19 protein-coding genes are annotated in these 18781 nt (G+C 67.6%); 10 read left to right on the top strand and 9 right to left on the bottom strand.

Annotation, left to right across the window (positions count from 1 at the left end; translation table 11 throughout):
• Positions 1-81: 81 nt before the first annotated feature.
• From G539_RS0115770 to G539_RS0115760, 3 genes are all read right to left on the bottom strand, one after another.
• Complete coding sequence (locus tag G539_RS0115770) at positions 82-834, bottom strand: DUF899 domain-containing protein (RefSeq protein WP_029076050.1); 753 nt, start codon at positions 832-834, stop codon at positions 82-84.
• A 173-nt stretch (positions 835-1007) separates the two neighbouring features.
• Entirely contained in the window at positions 1008-1466 is a 459-nt protein-coding gene (locus G539_RS0115765) for an SRPBCC family protein (RefSeq protein ID WP_029076049.1), read from the bottom strand.
• Positions 1463-1798: an ArsR/SmtB family transcription factor gene (locus G539_RS0115760; RefSeq protein ID WP_029076048.1), complete on the bottom strand. Its 336-nt coding sequence runs from the start codon at positions 1796-1798 to the stop codon at positions 1463-1465. The genes G539_RS0115765 and G539_RS0115760 overlap by 4 nt, the downstream gene beginning before the upstream one ends.
• Positions 1799-2008: 210 nt before the next feature.
• Between G539_RS0115760 and G539_RS0115755 the strand changes: the two genes are divergently transcribed.
• Positions 2009-2281: an usg protein gene (locus tag G539_RS0115755; protein ID WP_425402371.1), complete on the top strand. Its 273-nt coding sequence runs from the start codon at positions 2009-2011 to the stop codon at positions 2279-2281.
• 247 nt (positions 2282-2528) lie between these two features.
• Here the strand turns inward: G539_RS0115755 and G539_RS0115750 are convergent, their stop codons facing one another.
• The 4 genes from G539_RS0115750 to G539_RS0115735 all read right to left on the bottom strand — a co-directional run bounded on the left by G539_RS0115750 (position 2529) and on the right by G539_RS0115735 (position 6571).
• A complete protein-coding gene (locus G539_RS0115750; RefSeq protein WP_029076046.1) occupies positions 2529-3272 on the bottom strand; it encodes a proteasome-type protease in 744 nt (247 codons plus the stop codon).
• Positions 3273-3351: 79 nt separating this feature from the next.
• Positions 3352-4170, bottom strand: a complete 819-nt coding sequence (locus G539_RS0115745; RefSeq protein ID WP_029076045.1) for a transglutaminase family protein — start codon at positions 4168-4170, stop codon at positions 3352-3354.
• Between the two features lie 13 nt (positions 4171-4183).
• On the bottom strand, positions 4184-5125 hold the full coding sequence (locus G539_RS0115740; RefSeq protein ID WP_029076044.1) for an alpha-E domain-containing protein: 942 nt from the start codon (positions 5123-5125) through the stop codon (positions 4184-4186).
• 27 nt (positions 5126-5152) lie between these two features.
• Positions 5153-6571: a circularly permuted type 2 ATP-grasp protein gene (locus G539_RS0115735; protein ID WP_029076043.1), complete on the bottom strand. Its 1419-nt coding sequence runs from the start codon at positions 6569-6571 to the stop codon at positions 5153-5155.
• Positions 6572-6995: 424 nt separating this feature from the next.
• Between G539_RS0115735 and G539_RS0115730 the strand changes: the two genes are divergently transcribed.
• The 3 genes from G539_RS0115730 (at position 6996) to gltX (ending at position 10024) form a co-directional block, all read left to right on the top strand.
• Complete coding sequence (locus G539_RS0115730; protein ID WP_029076042.1) at positions 6996-7478, top strand: VOC family protein; 483 nt, start codon at positions 6996-6998, stop codon at positions 7476-7478.
• A 123-nt stretch (positions 7479-7601) separates the two neighbouring features.
• Entirely contained in the window at positions 7602-8591 is a 990-nt protein-coding gene (locus tag G539_RS0115725; RefSeq protein ID WP_029076041.1) for a potassium channel beta subunit family protein, read from the top strand.
• A 59-nt stretch (positions 8592-8650) separates the two neighbouring features.
• Positions 8651-10024 (top strand): glutamate--tRNA ligase, encoded by a 1374-nt coding sequence (gltX, locus tag G539_RS0115720; protein WP_029076040.1) that lies wholly within the window; start codon positions 8651-8653, stop codon positions 10022-10024.
• A gap of 208 nt (positions 10025-10232) precedes the next feature.
• Here gltX and G539_RS0115715 read toward each other — a convergent pair whose 3' ends face one another.
• A complete protein-coding gene (locus G539_RS0115715) occupies positions 10233-11471 on the bottom strand; it encodes an AGE family epimerase/isomerase (RefSeq protein ID WP_029076039.1) in 1239 nt (412 codons plus the stop codon).
• A 184-nt stretch (positions 11472-11655) separates the two neighbouring features.
• Positions 11656-12714: a DUF2865 domain-containing protein gene (locus G539_RS26320; RefSeq protein WP_051231498.1), complete on the bottom strand. Its 1059-nt coding sequence runs from the start codon at positions 12712-12714 to the stop codon at positions 11656-11658.
• A 302-nt stretch (positions 12715-13016) separates the two neighbouring features.
• Here G539_RS26320 and G539_RS0115705 point away from each other — a divergent pair, with 302 nt between their 5' ends.
• The 6 genes from G539_RS0115705 (at position 13017) to G539_RS25070 (ending at position 18764) form a co-directional block, all read left to right on the top strand.
• Positions 13017-14441 carry an MATE family efflux transporter gene (locus G539_RS0115705; protein ID WP_051231496.1) on the top strand — a complete coding sequence of 475 codons (1425 nt, stop codon included), beginning with the start codon at positions 13017-13019 and terminating at the stop codon, positions 14439-14441.
• 84 nt (positions 14442-14525) lie between these two features.
• Positions 14526-15035, top strand: coding sequence for a CreA family protein (locus G539_RS0115700; protein ID WP_029076037.1), 510 nt, complete (start codon positions 14526-14528; stop codon positions 15033-15035).
• 123 nt (positions 15036-15158) lie between these two features.
• Positions 15159-16640, top strand: coding sequence for an Asp-tRNA(Asn)/Glu-tRNA(Gln) amidotransferase subunit GatB (gene gatB, locus G539_RS0115695; protein WP_029076036.1), 1482 nt, complete (start codon positions 15159-15161; stop codon positions 16638-16640).
• Between the two features lie 71 nt (positions 16641-16711).
• The gene (locus G539_RS0115690; RefSeq protein WP_029076035.1) at positions 16712-16930 is read left to right on the top strand and encodes a hypothetical protein; all 219 of its coding nucleotides are present in this window, start codon (positions 16712-16714) and stop codon (positions 16928-16930) included.
• 158 nt (positions 16931-17088) lie between these two features.
• Positions 17089-17799, top strand: coding sequence for a glutathione S-transferase N-terminal domain-containing protein (locus G539_RS0115685; RefSeq protein WP_029076034.1), 711 nt, complete (start codon positions 17089-17091; stop codon positions 17797-17799).
• 185 nt (positions 17800-17984) lie between these two features.
• A complete protein-coding gene (locus tag G539_RS25070; RefSeq protein ID WP_051231494.1) occupies positions 17985-18764 on the top strand; it encodes a FadR/GntR family transcriptional regulator in 780 nt (259 codons plus the stop codon).
• Positions 18765-18781 lie beyond the last annotated feature (17 nt).

The following is an 18781-nucleotide window of genomic DNA, read 5'->3' as shown; positions in this document are numbered from 1 at the left end:
GGAGAAGGCGTAAACCCTCACCCGCCGGCCTCCGGCCGTCGACCTCTCCCTCAGGGAGAGGTGAAGGACGGTGATGCGATCCTAGTCGGCGCAGCAGCTGTGGGCGGCGGCCGGGCGATCCTCGTAGCGGTCATGCAGGCGGACCCAGTCCATCGTCGATCGCTCGTTCCGCCCCTTCGGCGTCAGGTCGAGGATGTTGTGGGCACCCAGAAGGATGTCGACGCCGCGCGCATAGGACGAGTAGGTGTGGAAGATCCGACCGTCCGCGCCCTTCACGAACACGCTGATGCCGTGATGTTCGTCCGGCGCGCCGTCGTGGAGCTCGTAGTTGTATTCGTAGCGTCCGGCGGCGCCTTCCGCCTCGGACGGGTAGACCTGGTAGTCGATGTTGAAATCGCTGCCGGCCGAGGACACCCATTTGAACTTCCAGCCCATGCGCTGGCGGAATTCCTGGAACGCGGCATAGGGCGCGCGCGAGGCGGCGACCAGAGTCACGTCATGATGGGCGAGATGCAGGTTGGCGCCGTCGAAATGGTCGGCGGTGAAGGAGCAGCCGACGCAGCCTTCCTTCCAGTCCGGTCCGAACATGAAGTGATAGACGATGAGCTGGCTGCGGCCTTCGAAGAGGTCGGCCAGCGTCTCGCGGCCGTTCGGCCCCTCGAAGACATAGTCCTTGTCGACCTCGACCCAGGGCAGGGCGCGCCGCTCGGCGCTGAGCTGGTCGTGGAGATGGGTCACTTCCCGTTCGCGGGCGAGATGCGCCTTGCGGGCCGCGCGCCATTCCTCGCGCGAGACGATGCGAGGGGCGGGTGTCGATCGGTCGAGCATGTTCATTTTGGAAACTCCTCCTGAAAACTGTCCTTCCATGTCGACGGGCGCAGCGGGGGACGCGCACGCCGGGGCATTCGGCCGGGCAGGACCCGGCCGTCATCGGCAGGGCGGGCCTGCCAAACGCAATGGAATGCCGTGGATCGCGCGGCGGCCTTTTGGACCGCCGTCGCCGGACCCTACTTTTTCGCGCCGCGCGTGACGAAGCGCTCGAGCCGGTCGACGACGCCGGTCCAGCCCTTCTCGTGGCTGGCGCGGGTCGGCTCGTCGGCGAGAAGCGCGTGCGTCAGGGTCAGCATCGTGCCGCCTTCCTCGCCGCGCATGGTGATCGTCATCAGCGTCTTCTGGTCGGGCTCGCGGTCCCAGGTCCAGGTGAAGACCAGCTTCTCGTCCGGGACGATTTCCTGGAACTGGCCGGTCGCCGCATGGGTCTGGCCGTCCTCCGTCCGGAAGCTCAGGCGAAAGCCGCCGCCGATCCGCAGGTCCGTCTCCGCCTCGACGCTGCCGTCCACGGTCTCGTGCGGGCCCCACCAGTGCACGAGCTTGGAGGGGTCGGTCCAGGCCTTGAAGATGCGGGCGGGCGACGCCTTGATCTGGCGCTTGATCGTGACGCTCGGCAGGGTGGCAGTGTCGGTCATGTCGGTTCGTTCTCCACGAAGTCCGCGAGGCGGTCGAGCTGCGCCGACCAGAAGCGTTGATAGAAGTCGAGCCAGGCCATCGCATCGGCGAGCGGCGCGGCGTTCAGCCGGCAGGTGACCGTGCGCCCGGACTTCTCGCGGCGGATCAGGCCCGCGTCCGAAAGGACGTTCAGGTGCTTCATGATCGCCGGCAGCGAGACCGGGAACGGCTCGGCCAATTCGCTCACCGACACGCCGTCCTCGCGGCCAAGACGGGCGAGCAGCGCCCTCCGGGTCGGGTCCGCCAGGGCGGAGAAGGTGCGGTCGAGATCGGCTTCGCTATACTTAACCATGCGGTTAAGTTAAGGCGCCTGGGCCGTCGGTGTCAAGGGGCCGGCCGGCAGGGGCGCCAGGGTGGCAGGACGTCCTTTGGCAGCACTCGAAGGGATGGCTGCTAAATATATGATTTCAATCGATAAAGTGCATTTTGCATTTGCTTTTTCGGGGCGATGGCGAGACGATTCCACCATCCCGTCATCGGGATGGCTCTGATCTGCGATGAGGTGCCCATGCCGTCATCCCTGTTGCGCCAGCTTTCCGGCTATGGACTGACGACCGCCCATATCCTGTACCGGCTTCCCGATCATCCTTCCTTCCTGCAGAGCTATGTCTGGCAGGAATACGATCTGGCGCCGGATTTCCCGGAGCTGATCCGCTTCCTTGATTTCTGGCGGCGCGATCTCGACGGGCCACTGCACTCGGTCCGGGTCGCGCATCAAAGGCTGATCGGCGCGGCGGAGTGTCGGATCGCCGCGGCGGAGTTCAGCCTGAACTGAGGGCATCGGCAGCGTGCGCGAGCGTGACAAGAGCCAGTCATGCAGCGCCCTGTCGGCAACATCCTGAGGAGGCTTGCACAGCAAGCCGTCTCGAAGGACGCACGGCTTAGGGGGCAACGCATGGATTGATCGCCACCCTGCGTGCTTCGAGACGCCCCTTCGGGGCTCCTCAGCATGTTGGGAACCGTGTTGTGCGAATGTCCCTCTCAAAGAGAGGTGATCGGCATCAGCAACGCCAGGGCAGCAATCAGTCCCGCCCGTAGGGCGGGTTGGGGATCGCCTGGTGTGCGGCGCGCAGCGCCGCCGACCAATGCGCCCGGAGATCGGCGAAATAGACGTCGCTCTCGTCGATGCGGTGCGACGTCTCGATCTTGAGCCCGTCGCGGCGGATGACGGCGATGTCGATCGGCATGCCGACGCCGAGGTTCGAGCGCAGGGTCGAATCCATCGAGATCAGGCCGAGCTTCAGGGTCTCGGAGAGGTCGGTCTCGCCGGTAATGGCGCGGTCCAGGATCGGCTTGCCGTATTTGTGCTCGCCGATCTGCAGATAGGGCGTATCGGCGGTGGCCTCGATGAAGTTGCCGGCCGAATAGACCATGAACAGGCGCAGCCGCCCGCCCTTGACCTGGCCGCCGATCAGCATGGTGACGTCGAAGGCCGCCGCCTGCTGCTCCATCGACTTGCCGTGGATGCGATAGACCTCGCGGATCGCGCGGCCGACGAACTGGGCCACCTTGAACATCGAGGAGACGGTGTGGATCGTCTCGATCTTGCCGGTCTCGGGGTTTTCCAGGCCGTCGCTCAGCACGTTCAGCACGGACTGGCTGACGGCGAGATTGCCGGCCGTGGCGATCGCGATCACGCGCTCGCCGTCGTTCTGGAAAAGATGCAGTTTCCGGTACGTCGCGATGTTGTCGAGCCCGGCATTGGTGCGGGTGTCGGCCAGCATGACCAACCCGTCGCGCACCAGAATTCCAACGCAATAGGTCATAAACTCTTCGTCCTGCCCAACCCCGGCCGGAGTTTTAGGGGAGTGGATTTGAGGTGCAAGCGAAATTCCGATGCCTCCCCTATCTCGTGGCCGCGCGTGCCTCCGCGACGCTGATCGAAACCGCCGGCATGGCGGGGCCTGCGCCATAGGCCGTGCCGCGCACGGGCGCGGCGCCGGTGCCGTCCAGGCCGATGGCGAGGCGCACATGCGTGTCGGTCGGGCAGAGATTCAGGGCGACGTCGAAGCCGATCCAGCCGACGCCGTCGACATGCGCCTCGGCCCAGCCATGCTCGGCGCCGGCCGGCGCGGCGGCGTCGGGGCGGAAGAGATAGCCGCTGGCGAAGCGGGCGGGGAGGCCGAGATGGCGGGCGGCGGCGATCATCGCATGCGCCGCGGCGCGCGCGTCGCCCCGGCCCGAGGCGAAGGTCGCCCTGGCGCTGTCGTCGGCGCCGTCGCCGCCCGGCAGGATCTTTTCGTGCAGCGCCCCCATCAGCGCGTGCAGGCGCGACAGCGGGTCGGCCGGCGCCGCGGCGGCGACGTCCTCGGCGAAGGCGCGGATGGCGGCGTCCGGCACGGTCAGCGGCGTTGTGCGCAGGAACACGCCGATCGGGAAGCGCTCCTTCTGGCCGCGCACCATGCCGGCCATGTCGTGCGTCTCGACGTCGCCGAGCGCGGTGATCGTCAGCCCGTCGAGCCGGCCCTCCGTCGTGAACGAGTGCACGATGTTGCCGAACGGGTCGGTCGCCGGGTCGAGGCGGCAGTCGTGGTCGACCTCGATCCGCCAGTTGACGACGAACTGGCCGTCATGGCCGCGCGGCGTCAGCCGCAGGGTCTGGATCGCGCCGGTCGCCGGCGGATCGAAGCGATAGGCGGTCTCGTGAACGATTTTGAGGCGCATGACGCGGGTCCGTTCAGACGAGATACTGGTCGGTGATCGCCTGGCCGAGGCGCCCGTTCTCGCCGATGAACTCGGTCAGGAACTCGTGCAGGCCGTCGCGGAAGACGTCGTCGATGGTGGCGTTCTGCAGCCGGTTGCGGGTCGAGCGGGCGACGCGCTGCGCCAGGCCCTGGCGGCCATAGGCGAGCGACAGCTCGTCGAGGAAGCCGCAGATATTGTCGTAGCAGGAGGCGAGCGAGCGCGGCAGCTGGTCGTTCAGCACCAGGAGGTCGGCGACGAGCGAGGGCTTCAGGCTCTCGCGATAGACCCAATGATAGGCGGTGTTGGCCGAGACCGAGCGCAGGATCGACGACCACTGGAAATAGTCGAGGCCGCCGCCGACGCTCTCCTGCGCCGGCAACAGCAGGTGGTATTTTACGTCGAGGATGCGGGCCGTGTTGTCGGCCCGCTCGATGAAGGTGCCGAGGCTCGAGAAGAAATAGACGTCGTTGCGGATCATCGTCCGGTAGGCCGAGCCGTCGAAGCGCAGCGACGCCTCCTTCACATAGATCAGGAAGGCGTTGAGCTTCATGCGGTCGCGCGCGGCGCCGTCGAAATCGCGCAAGCCCAGCCAGGCGCCGTTGATCGCCTCCCACATCTCCGAAGTCAGCGCGGTGCGCACCGTGCGGGCATTGACGCGGGCGCGCTCCAGGCAGGAGCGGATCGAGGAGGGGTTTTCCGGCGAGAAGGCGAGGAAATCGATGATGTTCTCGGCTGTCGGCTCGCGGTTCAGCGACTTGAACAGGCCGAGCGCGCCGGTGGCGGCGACGGCCGACTCCCATTCGTTCGAGCCGCCCGCATAGGCGATCGGCATGGCGGCGAGGCGGTTGGCGGCATCGATGATGCGGGCGGTGTTCTCGGCTCGCTCGACATAGCGGGCCAGCCAGAACAGGTTGTCGGCGGTACGGCTCAGCACGAAACGGAACTCCGGGGATCGGGACGGTCAGGCATCGAGCACCCAGGTATCCTTGGTGCCTCCGCCCTGGCTGGAATTGACGACCAGCGAGCCTTCCTTCAGCGCCACGCGGGTCAGGCCGCCCGGCACGATGCGGACCTTGTCGCGGCCCGACAGCACGAAGGGGCGCAGGTCGACATGGCGCGGCGCGATGCCGGCGTCGACGAAGGTGGGCGAGGTCGAGAGCGCCAGCGTCGGCTGGGCGATGAAATCGTCCGGATTGGCCTTCAGCTTGGCGCCGAATTCCTCCCGCGTCTTGCGGTCGGAGGCCGGGCCGATCAGCATGCCGTAGCCGCCCGATCCGGCGACTTCCTTCACGACCATGCTCTCGAGATTGTCGAGCACGTATTTGAGCGAGTCGGGCTCGCGGCAGCGCCAGGTCGGCACGTTCTTCAGGATCGGCTCCTCGCCGAGATAGAAGCGGACGATCTCCGGCATGTAGGAATAGACCGCCTTGTCGTCGGCAACGCCGGTGCCGACGGCGTTGGACAGCGTGATGTTGCCGGCGCGATAGGCGTTCATCAGCCCCGGCACGCCGAGGATCGAATCCGGCCGGAAGGTCAGGGGGTCGAGGAAGTCGTCATCGAGGCGGCGATAGAGCACGTCGACGCGCTTCGGCCCCTCGGTGGTACGCATGTAGACGACATTGTCGCGCACCAGCAGGTCGCGGCCCTCGACCAGCTCGATGCCGAGCTTGTCGGCCAGGAACGAGTGCTCGTAGAAGGCCGAGTTGAACGGGCCCGGCGTCAGCAGCGCCACGGTCGGGTCGCCCGGCGCCGAGCGCGGCGCGACCGACTTCAGCGTCGCGAGCAGGGCGTCCGGATAGTTCTCGACCGGCGCGATGCGATGTTCCGCGAACAGGTCCGGGAACAGCTTCATCATCACTTCCCGGTTCTCCAGCATGTAGGAGACGCCGGACGGCGTGCGGGCATTGTCCTCCAACACGTAGAAGGTGTCGGGATCGACGCGGACGATGTCGATGCCGGCGATCATCACGTAGATGTCATGCGCGAGCTTCAGCCCCGCCATCTCCGGCCGGTAGTAGGGGTTCTGGTAGATCAGGTCCTCGGGCACGACGCCGGCCCTCAGGATCTCGCCCTTGAAGTAGATGTCGGCGAGGAAGGCGTTGAGCGCCTTCACCCGCTGCTCCAGCCCCTTCGACAGCCGGGTCCATTCCGGCGCGGTGATGATGCGCGGGATGATGTCGAACGGGATGATCCGTTCCTCGCCGTCATTGTCGCCATAGACGGCGAAGGTGATGCCGATGCGGCGGAACAGCAGTTCGGCCTCGGCGCGGCGGGTGGACAGGAGATCGGGTGCTGTCGTGTCCAGCCAGCGCTTGAGGATCTCGTAGCCGGGCCGGCAGCCATCGCTGGTGGCGCTCATCTCGTCGAAGGCAACGAACATCTGCGCGCTATCCCCCCTTGTGTTGTCCCGGTTTCGGAACCGCAAGCATCGTGCCAACCGCTTCCGATTGACGAGACGGCGGCTTCCGCGCCGGGATTGCAGGGTTCATTGCATAGGAGCGGGGCAGTCTTGGCTAGTGCCAATCGGCCGATTTCTTCGAAACCGCCGCGTAACGGGGCAATTGCCGCGAAACCGATCAGGCGATCCGCCGCGCGCGCAGGCAGTTCCCGCGCCGCCCCCGTCGCGGCGCTGCGGGGAACGCATGTCCCTCCAGCGCGTTTTTCTGTCTCTCGCATCGAATGCGTCGGCGGACGCGTCGGGATGGGCCGGGCGCCGCGACGCCGTACCGACGGACGCCGCGCGCCCTGGCCGCTGCCAAGGTCTGTCCCCGCGCCGTCTGCCAGCGGCAGAAAGGATTGGGTCCATGCAGAAGATCAAGCCGTTCCTCTGGTTCGACAATCAGGTCGAGGAGGCCATCATCTTCTATGTATCGATCTTCAAGCACGCCAAGGTCCATCGGGTCGCGCGCTATGGCGATGCGGGGCCCGGCCCGAAGGGGGAGGTCATGCTGGCCTCGTTCGAGCTGGCGGGGCTCGAGTTCACCGCGCTGAACGGCGGCCCGCGCCACACCTTCAACGAGGCCATCTCGTTCGTCGTCGCCTGCGACATGCAGGAGGAAATCGACGAACTCTGGGAGCGCCTGCCCGAAGGCGGCGGCTCGACCGGGCAGATGGGGTGGCTCAAGGACCGATTCGGCATGTCGTGGCAGATCGTGCCGAGCACGCTCGGCGCCATGCTGGCCGATCCGGATGCCGGCCGGTCGTCGCGGGTGATGCAGGCGCTGCGCGGCATGGACAAGCTCGACATGGAAACGCTGCGCTCCGCCTATGAAGGCGAGGCCGTGTGACGGGCCGGCGGAGCCGCCATTGATGTCGGGATGGCGCTTCGGGGCGGAGATGCGCTAGCGTGCCGCCCGCGCAGGGCTGCCGCCAGGCGATCGACGTCATGTTCGGGAATGATCGGAAGCGATATGCAGTATCGTCGTTTGGGGAAGTCGGGCCTTCAGGTCAGCGAGCTGTCGCTCGGCTCCTGGGTCACGTTCGGCAAGCAGGTGGACCAGCGCGAAGCGCTCGACATCATGGCGCTGGCCTATGAGCGCGGCATCAACTTCTTCGACAATGCCGAGGGCTACGAGGCGGGCGTCTCCGAGACGCTGATGGGCGAGGCGCTGGCCAAGCTCAACTGGAGCCGCGACAGCTACATCGTGTCGAGCAAGGTGTTCTGGGGTGGCGACAAGCCGACCCAGCGCGGCTTGTCGCGCAAGCATGTCACCGATGCCTGCCACGCGGCGCTGAAGCGCCTGCAGGTCGAGTATCTCGATCTCTATTTCTGCCACCGCCCCGACATCGACACGCCGATCGAGGAGACGGTGCGCGCCATGCACGACCTCGTGCAGCAGGGCAAGGTGCTCTACTGGGGCACGTCGGAATGGTCGGCGCAGCAGCTGACCGAGGCCTGGGCGGTCGCCAAGGATCTGCGGATCACGCCGCCGACCATGGAGCAGCCGCAATACAACCTGTTCGAGCGCGAGAAGGTCGAGGGCGATTATCGCCCGCTCTACCCGCTGATGGGGCTCGGCACGACGATCTGGTCGCCGCTCGCTTCCGGCATCCTGACCGGCAAGTACAACAAGGGCATCCCGGCCGGCAGCCGGCTCGACCTGCCGGGCTATGAGTGGCTTAAGGAAATCTGGCAGAGCGAGAAGGGCCGCGAGCGGATCGCCCAGGTCGAAAAGCTGGCCGGGGTCGCCGAGGAGATCGGCATGCCGATCCACCACATGGCGCTGCTCTGGTGCCTGGCCAATCCGAACGTCTCGACGGTCATCCTCGGCGCCTCCAGGAAGGCGCAGCTCGAGGACAATCTGTCGGCGCTCGAGAACCGCGACAAGCTGACGGCGGACGTGCTGGCGAAGATCGACGCGATCCTCGGCAACAAGCCGGCCGCGCCGCAGCGCTACTAGGCACAAGCGGCACCGCCGGGCCGATTGCGCGGTCCGGCGGTGCGCGCTAAAGCGTGCGCATGACCCACGCACCCGTCACCGTCCGCTTCGCGCCGTCGCCGACCGGCTATCTGCACATCGGCAATGCGCGCCCCGCGCTCTACAACTGGCTGTTCGCGCTGAAGGCCGGCGGGCAATTCATCCTGCGGCTGGACGACACCGATCGCGAGCGCTCGAAAGAGGAATATGCCGAGGCGATCCGGCGCGATCTCGGCTGGCTCGGCATCGCGCCGCACCGCTTCGAGCGCCAGTCGCTGCGCACCGAGGCCTATGACGCGGCGGTCGTCCGGCTGAAGGCTGCCGGCCGGCTCTATGCCTGCTACGAGACGGCGGAAGAACTCGACCGCAAGCGCAAGCGCCAGCAGGCGCGCGGCCTGCCGCCGGTCTATGACCGCGCCGGGTTGAGGCTCACCGAGGCGGATCGGGAAAAGCTGGAGGCCGAGGGCCGCAAGCCGCATTGGCGCTTCAAGCTCGACGAGAGCGTCGGCCACGTCACCTGGGACGATCTGGTGCGCGGTCCCCAGACGGTCGACATCGCCTCGCTCTCCGATCCCGTGCTGGTGCGCGAGGATGGGACCTATCTCTACACGCTGCCTTCCGTCGTCGACGACGCCGACATGGGCGTGACCCACATCATCCGCGGCGACGACCACGTGACCAACACGGGCGTGCAGCTGCAGCTGTTCGAGGCGCTCGGCGCGGCCGCACCCGTGTTCGGCCACCACAACACGCTGACGACGGCGACGGGCGAGGGGCTTTCCAAGCGCTCCGGCGCGCTGTCGCTCGGCTCGCTGCGCGAGGCCGGCTACGAGCCGATGGCGGTCAGTTCGCTCGCCGTGCTGATCGGCACCTCGGCGCCGGTCGAGCCGGTCGTCGATCTTCCGACGCTCGCCGGCATGGTCGATCTCTCCATGGTCTCGAAGGCGCCGGCGAAGTTCGATCCCGCCGATCTCGACGGCCTCAACGCGAAGCTCCTGCACGCCAAGCCCTATGCCGAGATCGCCGGGCGGCTTGCCGCCCTCGGCGTCGAAGGCGGCGAGGAATTCTGGAACGCGGTTCGCGGCAATCTCGTCCGCCTGAAGGATGCTGTCGACTGGTGGCAGGTCGTCACCGGGCCCGTCGCGCCGCATGTCGCCGCCGATGTCGACGAGGCGGCGTTCATCGGCACGGCCGCGACGCTGCTGCCGGAAGGCACGCTGGACGGCCAGAGCTGGAAGCTCTGGACCGACGCGGTCAAGGCCGCGACGGGCCGCAAGGGCAGGGCGCTGTTCATGCCGCTGCGCCAGGCGCTGACCGGGCTCGACCATGGGCCGGAGCTGGCGGCGCTGCTGCCGCTGATCGGCCGCGACGGCGCCGTGGCGCGGCTTCAGGCGGTCGCCGCGCCGGCCGGCTGAGGGCTCTTCACCTCTCCTTGAGGGGAAACGTTCGCGCAGCGCCGGCGAAGCTCCGGCGTCATCCCGGCGGAGGCCGGGATCCAGTCGCGCCGACCCATGGCCCGAAGGCCGGGCCTCGGCTTTCCCCGCCCGTGTTTATGGGCCCCGGCCTCCGCCGGGGCGACGCGCTCCTGCCTCAGCAGTGTGAGGCAGGAGATGTGGGCTACCTCTACAAGAAGCCGCGCGCGAGGGCCGGGGCGGCGCTCGGCGCCACCGGGAGCTGCGGCAGCAGCAGCGCGTTGACGACGTGGTAGACGTCCGGGCGGCCGGGCCAGACCGTGCCGGCCTCGGAGAGATCGGCGGCGAGCTGGTGCTTCCAGGTGCCGCGCTCCTGTTCGACGAAATGCAACGCCGCATGGTCCCAGAGCTTGCGGTACCAGCGCTCGTAGAGCGGGTCGCCGGTGACGGCGCCGAGCAGCGCCGCCGCCGCGATGCCCTCGCACAGCGCCCAGTGCATGCGCACGTCGGTGACGACCTTGCCGTCGAAATCCGTCGTGTAGACGAAGCCGTCATGGCCATCGACCGACCAGCCATAGGTGACGGCGTGGTTGAACAGCGCGATCGAGGCCTCGCGCAGCCAGGCGGGCGGATTGGCGACCGATGCCTCGACATGCAGCAGCAGGCGCGACCATTCCAGCCAGTGCCCGACGGTCGAGCCATAGGGGCGGAACGGATGGGCGCGGTCGTCGGTGTTGTATTCCGGCACCGGCTTCCAGTCGGGGTCGAAATGCTCGGGCAGGAACCAGTTGTGGCTGCGCGCCGCGCCGTTGATCAGCCGGTTCGCCATCGACAGCGCGCGGTCGTACCAGACCGGGTCGCCCGAGGTGTCGCCGGCGGCGAGGCAGGCCTCGACCAGGTGCATGTTGGAATTGGCGCCGCGGTAGTTTTCCGGATCGGAGAAGTCGTCCGCGAAGGATTCGCGCGACATGCCGGCTTCCTCGTCCCAGAAATGCTTCAGGAACACGGCCTGGGCGCGCTCGAACAGCTCGCGTCCGCGCGGCCGGCCGGCTTCGGTCGCCGAGGAGCCGGCGAGCAGCACGAAGGCATGGGCATAGGCTTCCTTGCGGCCGGCGATCGGGCCGCCGGTCGGGCTCAGCGCCGAGAACCAGCCGTCATTCTTCCCGTCGTGGAAGATGCCGAGCAGCGCCTCGATGCCGTGGTCGATCAGCGGGCCGGTGCCGGGAATGCCGCGCAGATGCGCCAGCGCCGCGACATGCGTCTTGCGGCAGGTGAGATAGAGCTCGCGCGGGCGCGTCAGGTCGCTGGTGCCGTCCTCGAGCAGGTAGCCGAAGCCGCCGGCTTCGAGCCGCGCGCCGTGCATGAAGCGGATCAGGCGGCGGAACTGGTCGTCCAGCCAGTCGCAATGGGACGGCGTGGCGAGCCAGGGCGGCGTGGCGGTCGAAGTCATCCTGTTCCTCTCCCAGATGGTCCACGGCCGGATCGCTGCCGGATGGGCCAGGATCGGATGGACTCGTTACAGTTCTTCTCGGCAGGCATGCCGCGTCGCGCCGGCGGGGCGGCGGCGCTAGTTGAACACCGAGTCGACCGGGACGTCCATGGGCCGTCCCTTGGGGGGCGGCCGGCCGTCGCCGCTACTGGGCGTAGAAGTAGGAGGGGCCGACGCGGCGGGTGACGCCGGCGGTGCGCGGTCCTTCGGGCAGGCCGGCGACCGGGGTCTCGACATCCGACGTGCCGAGATCGTCCGGCGCGATGCGGCCGGCCCGGTTGGCGAGCGTCTCGGGATCCTCGCCGAGGAAGGGCGCGGCACCGGGGATCGGCGGCACGGCCTCGGCGGCGGGCGTCGAGGCCAGCTTGGCCGCGCTGTAGCCGCCATTCATCGCCTGGAAGGTGGACGGCGTGCCGCAGCTGCAGCTCGGATTGAAGCTGGTGCGGTAGGAGAAGGCGCTGGCGAGCGCGCTATACGGCGTCTCGTCGGCGACGGAGCGCGCATCGGTGCTGTTCTGACCGGGATTGCGGTGGGCGTAGAGCGCCACGTCGGCGCTCGGGCACATCTGCCGGCAGGTGGCCTCGTCGGCGGCGAAGTTCGCCCGGCGCGTCGCGAAGCTGATCGGGAAATAATAGCCGTCGCAGGTGCGCACGCAGAGCGTGCGGTAGCTGCCGCCGCCGAAGCCGCGCTCGTTCGACACGGTCGCCCCGTCGCGCCCGGGGTCGCGGGCCGGGACGCGGGCGACGTCCTGCGGCTGCACGTAGACGCGGTTGTCCGGGTTGAACAGGCGTTCGAAGAAGTTGCGCGGCCGCTCGGGCGCGTTGGCATAGGCGGCGTAGCGGGGGCCGCAGTCGTTCTGGCCGAGCTGGCGCAGGATGTCGCCGCGCTGGCGATCGATCGCCGCCGGATTCGACGCGCGGCTGCCCTGTTCGGCCTTGTTGAGGCGCGCCTGGATCGAGTTGATGCGCTTGGCGATCGCGGTGCATTCGGGGCCGGTGTTGGCGGCCTTGAACAGGCCGCCGCGGCAGCCCGCCCGGCGCGCGTCGTTGTTGGCGGCGTTGAGGTCGGAACGGAGCCTGCCGACATTGGCCTGCTGTCCCGCGCCGGCGCTCTGGCTGCGCTGCAGCGAGGCCAGCTGACGTTCCAGTCGCACACAGACGCTCGACGCCGCCTCGGCCATGCCGATGCCGGCGGCGAGAATCATCGCCGTCCATACGATACGCGAAAACACTCTCTCGACACCCATTGAGGCGGCCCTTGCCCCGCTGCTTCCCGTTCGCCCGGCCTGCTCCCGGGCGGCAGACCGCAATAGCATGGATGGCCGGCAGGGTCACCCGCCGCTGTCGGCCGGGGGGCGGATTCCGCCGCCCGCCGTGCGATCCGGTCGCGCTGATGGCAGATATCACGATGTTTGGTTGGCAAACGGCGCCGTCTTGTGACTAGGTGGCCGCAAATCCATGGAGCGGGCGGCGATCGCCGCCGATTCACGACGAGACCCTTTGCATCATGACCGCGCTAGCATTCCTCCCGGCCGGGGGCGACCGGCGTTGGCCCTGGCTGGCGGAAGTCCGGGCGACGCTGCTCCTGTCGGTGCCGCTGATTCTCACGAATCTCGCCCAGACCGTCATCACCGCGACCGATGTCGTCATTCTCGGCTGGGTCGGCGCCGATCGCCTCGCGGCGGGCGCCTTGGCGACCAATCTCTATTTCGCGTTCCTGATCTTCGGCATCGGCCTCGTCTCGGCGGTATCGCCGATGGTGGCGCGTGAACGCGGGCGCAACCGGCATGCGGTTCGGGAAGTCCGCCGTACCGTGCGACAGGGCCTCTGGGCGGCCGTCGCCGTTTCCGTGCCGTTCTGGATCGTGCTCTGGCACACGGAGGCGCTGCTGCTCTGGCTCGGCCAGGAGCCCGAGCTGTCGCGCCTCGCCGCCGCCAACATGCGCGGCCTGCAATGGGCGATGCTGCCGTTCCTTTGGTACATCGTGCTGCGTTCGTTCATCGCCGCGCTGGAGCGGCCGGCCTGGTCGCTGGTCGTCGGCATTGGCGGCGTCGTCTTCAACGCGCTGATCGTCTGGGCGCTGGTGTTCGGCCATTTCGGCCTGCCGGCGCTCGACATGCTCGGCGCCGGCATCGGCAGCACGCTTTCGGCCTGGATGATGTTTCTCGGCATGGTGGCGGTCTGCGTGCTCGACCGCCAGTTCCGCCGCTATCACGTCTTCGGCCGCTTCTGGCGTCCCGACTGGGCCCGCTTCCGCGCGCTCTGGCGCCTTGGCCTGCCGATGGCGGTCGCCATCGCGCTCGAGGTCACGGTCTTCAACGCAGCCGTGTTCCTGATGGGCCTGATCAGCGCCTCCGCCGTGGCGGCCCATGCCATCGCCATACAGATCGCGGGGCTCTGCTTCATGGTGCCGCTCGGCTTTTCGCAGGCGGTCACCGTCCGGGTCGGCATCGCCTATGGCGCCGGCGATGTCGACGCGATCCGCCGGGCTGGCTGGACGCCGTTCATCCTCGGCGTTGGCTTCATGGCCTGCACGGCGCTGATGATGTTCGCCATCCCGAATACGCTGATCGGCATCTTCCTCGATCGCGCCGACCCCAAGAATGCCGAGGTCATCGCGCTCGCCGTTACCTTCCTCGGCATCGCCGCCCTGTTCCAGGTGTTCGACGGTGCCCAGGCGATCGCCGGCGGCATGCTGCGCGGGCTTCATGATGCGCGCGTGCCGATGATCTATGCGGCGATCGGGTTCTGGGGCGTCGGGCTCAGCCTGAGCGTCCTGCTCGGTTTCTGGGTGAAGATGGGGGGTATCGGCATCTGGATCGGGCTGGCGACGGGATTGGCCGCCGTGTCGGTCATGCTGATCGCGCGCTGGCTACGGCGCGAGCGGCACGGGCTGACGCGGGGTGGCGCGGCGCCGATCGTGTCGCATTGATGCCGTGACCGATTTTACCCGCCATGCCCTCGCGGCGACGGCGGGCCTTCCTATATTGGGCGCAGTTTCGCAACGGAGAATGCCATGCGCCTCGTCCTCGCCGCCCTGACTGTCGCCGCTGCTCTTGCCGGGGCGGTGGCTCCGGCGATGGCCGCCGATCCCGAGCTGATCTTCAAGGAATCGACCACGTTCAAGTGGGTGACGCCGAACGACAAGATCGCGACCTATGCCGTCGACGATCCCGACGTCGAGGGCGTCGCCTGCTATTTCGCGGCGGCCGAGCGCGGCGGCGTCGCCGGCATGTTCGGCGTGGCCGAGGAGACCTCGGACGTCTCGCTCGCCTGCCGGCAGGTCGGGCCGATCAGCTTCAAGGGCAAGATCAGCCAGGGCCAGGAGATGTTCAACCAGCGCCGCTCGATCTGGTTCAAGAAGATGCGGATCTCGCGCGGCTGCGACGCGACGCGCAACGTGCTCGTCTATCTCGTCTATTCCGACAAGCTCGTCGACGGCAGCCCGAAGAACTCGATCTCGAGCGTGCCGATCATGCCGTGGGGCGACGCCCCGGCGGTGAAGTGCGGCGACTATCTGAAATAGGCGAGGCCGCGTTCCAACCGCGATATCGCGCGGATCGGCAGCCGATCTGACCGACAAGCCTTGCGGGAGCGCGCGCGAGGCACTAACCGGAAGAGCAGTATTCTGTTTCGGAGCTAATCTCGCATGAACGCCATCGTCCGCCAGCCCGATCCCAAGAAGCTGATCAAGGGCGCGACCGGGGATTGGGAAGTCGTGATCGGCATGGAAGTGCATGCCCAGGTCCTGTCGCAGTCGAAGCTGTTCTCCGGCGCCTCGACCGAGTTTGGCGGCGCGCCCAACTCGCATGTCAGCCTGGTCGACGCGGCCATGCCGGGCATGCTGCCGGTGATCAACGAGGAATGCGTGGCGCAGGCGGTGCGCACCGGCCTCGGCCTCAAGGCGCAGATCAACAATTACAGCGTCTTCGACCGCAAGAACTATTTCTACCCGGACCTGCCGCAGGGCTACCAGATCTCGCAGTTCAAGCAGCCGATCGTCGGCGAGGGCGAGATCGTCATCGATCTCGACGGCGGCGAGAGCGTGACGGTCGGCATCGAGCGCCTGCATCTCGAGCAGGACGCCGGCAAGTCGCTGCATGACCAGCACCCGACCATGAGCTTCGTCGACCTGAACCGCTCGGGCGTGGCGCTGATGGAGATCGTCTCCAAGCCGGACCTGCGTTCGGCCGACGAGGCCAAGGCCTATCTGACCAAGCTGCGCACCATCGTGCGCTATCTCGGCACCTGCGACGGCAACATGGACGAAGGCTCGATGCGCGCCGATGTCAACGTCTCGGTGCGCCGTCCGGGCGAGCCGCTCGGCACGCGCTGCGAGATCAAGAACGTCAACTCGATCCGCTTCGTCGGCCAGGCCGTCGACTACGAGGCGCGCCGGCAGATCGCCATCCTCGAGGATGGCGGCTCGATCCATCAGGAAACCCGCCTGTTCGACGCCAACAAGGGCGAGACGCGCTCGATGCGCTCGAAGGAAGAGGCGCATGACTACCGCTACTTCCCCGATCCCGACCTGCTGCCGCTCGAACTGGAGCAGAGCTGGGTCGACGGCCTGAAGGCGGCGCTGCCCGAGCTGCCGGACGCCAAGAAGGCGCGCTTCGTCGACGGGATGGGCCTGTCCGCCTACGACGCCAGCGTGCTGGTGCTGGAGCGCGACACGGCCGACTATTTCGAGGCCGTCGCCAAGGGCCGCGACGCCAAGGCGGCCGCCAACTGGGTGACGCAGGAACTGGCCGCCCGCCTCAACAAGGACGGCAAGGACATCGCCGCCAGTCCGGTATCGGCTGAACAGCTCGGCGCGATCATCGACCTGATCGGCGACGGCACCATCTCCGGCAAGATCGCCAAGGACCTGTTCGAGATCGTCTGGAACGAGGGTGGCGATCCGCGCCAGGTTGTCGAGGCGCGCGGCCTGAAGCAGGTCACGGACACGGGCGCGATCGAGAAGGTCGTCGACGACATCATCGCCGCCAATCCGGACAAGGTCGAGCAGGTCAAGCTGAAGCCGACGCTCGCCGGCTGGTTCGTCGGTCAGATCATGAAGGCGTCGGGTGGCAAGGCCAACCCGCAGGCGGTCAACGAGATCCTGAAGAAGAAGCTCGGGCTCGAGTAAGGCGGGATATCCGCGGACCGGTACGATTTCGCGCTATGGTCGCCCTTCCGACAGCTGTCGAGAGGGCGACCATGACGAAGATTGTGCGGAAGACACAGGCGAGCGCTACCGGGGCATCCGCGCTGGGGGCGCTCGCGATCGGCGCGGCGGCGATTGGCGCGATCGCCTTTGGCGCCATGGCGATCGGCCGCCTGCGCATCCTGGAAGCCCGGATCGACAGGCTCAGCGTCGGGACGCTGACGGTCGAGCATCTCGACGTCCGCGATACCGGGGCGCCGACGCCCCGATAGGGGGCATTCGGCGTCCGGCGGGCCTGGCTGGAGGTGCCGCCCAGCGGCCTTGGTATGGAAGCCTTGCCTTGTCGGCGTGGCAAACCCAAATATGGGAGACTTCCCATCGCTCGCCGATCGGTGACCGATCCAGTCCCAGCCAAAGCCAAAGGTTTCCCATGACCGTGACGCAGACGCAGCCGATCGAGCTGCATTACTGGCCGACCCCGAACGGCAAGAAGATCAGCATCATGCTGGAGGAGCTGGGCGTTCCCTACGCGCTCCACTTCGTCAACATCGGCAAGGGCGACCAGTTCAAGCCGGAGTTCCTCGCGATCTCGCCGAACAACAAGATGCCGGCGATCCTCGATCCGGAAGGGCCGGGCGGCAAGCCGATCTCGGTGTTCGAATCCGGCGCCATCCTGCTCTATCTCGGCCGCAAGTTCGGCAAGTTCTACCCGACCGGCGACGAGCGCGCCCGCGTCGAGGTCGAGGAATGGCTGATGTGGCAGATGGGCGGCTTCGGCCCCATGCTCGGCCAGCGCAACCACTTCTCCGAATATGCGCCGGAGCGCATTCCCTACGCCACCAAGCGCTACCAGGACGAGACGCACCGCCTCTATGGCGTGCTGGATCGTCGTCTCGCCGACCGGGACTTCGTCGCCGGCGAGTATTCGATCGCCGACATGGCGATCTTCGGCTGGGCCGCAGGCTGGGAGAGCCAGCGTTTCGACACGTCCGAGTTCCCGAACGTGAAGCGCTGGATCGATCGGATGAATGCGCGCCCGGCCGTGGCGCGCGGCATGGCGGTCAAGGCGCCGGTCGCGCCGGTCAGCCTGGCCGACGATCAGGAAGCACAGAAGGTCCTCTTCAACCAGCGCGCCCGCTAGGTTCCGGACGGGCCGGCCGCCCGCGATGGCGGCCGACCCACCGCGAAACGGAGAAGCAGTTGTTCCCCGGCGGGGTGGTAGCCTCGCCGAAGCAAACATCCTATGATAACGGCAGTTCGGCGGCCTGCCTTTCGACATGCCGCTTTTCGTTTCCGGACCAGATCGCGGAAGGGGGCTCCCGGCGGATGCGCGCTACCCAGGACAAGACGCGATCGCTGCGGGTTCCCGGCAGGGAGCGCTCCGGCAGCCTGTCGGAACAGGTGGCGGCGGAGCTCGGCCGCCGCATCGTTTCCGGCGTCTACAATCCCGGCGATACGCTGCCGACCGAGCCGATGGTGCAGGAAGAGTTCCGCGTCTCCCGCACGGCGGTGCGCGAGGCGGTCCGCCTGCTGGCCGCCAAGGGGCTCACCGTGTCGCGCCCCAAGATCGGCACCAAGGTTCGCCCGCGCGTCGACTGGAACATGCTCGATCCCGACGTGCTCAGCTGGCAGATCGACCAGCGGCCGAGCGACGAGTTCATCCATTCCCTGTTCGAGATGCGCGAGATCATCGAGCCGGCCGCCGCCGCGCGCGCGGCCGAACGGGCGACGCCGGAAGAGATCGAGAAGCTTGGGCGCGCGCTCGACGGCATCAAGAATCGCGATCGCGGCAGCATCGACCAGATCCGCGCCGACCTCACCTTCCACATGACGGTGCTCGAGGCGTCGCACAATCCGATGCTGCGCTCCGTCGGCGGCCTGATCGAATCCGGCCTTGTCATCAGTTTTTCGCTCGGCTGGCGTACCGTCATGGGCGACGACGCCGTGGTGCAGCATCGCGATGTCTTCGAGGCGATCCGCGACCGCAATGCCGACGAGGCGTTCCTCGCCATGCGGCGGCTGCTGCGCAACGCCAAGGGCAATGTGTTCGATTCGATCTGGGTCGGCCGCAACGCCGATGCCGAGGACGAGACGAGCCTCAGCTAGTTCATCGCATCGACTTC

This window comes from Kaistia adipata DSM 17808 (genome assembly GCF_000423225.1).
In the GTDB taxonomy this organism is placed as follows: Bacteria; Pseudomonadota; Alphaproteobacteria; order Rhizobiales; family Kaistiaceae; genus Kaistia; species Kaistia adipata.
The sequence above is the reverse complement of the archived record's forward strand: the minus strand, read 5'-3'. Positions and strand labels throughout refer to the sequence as shown.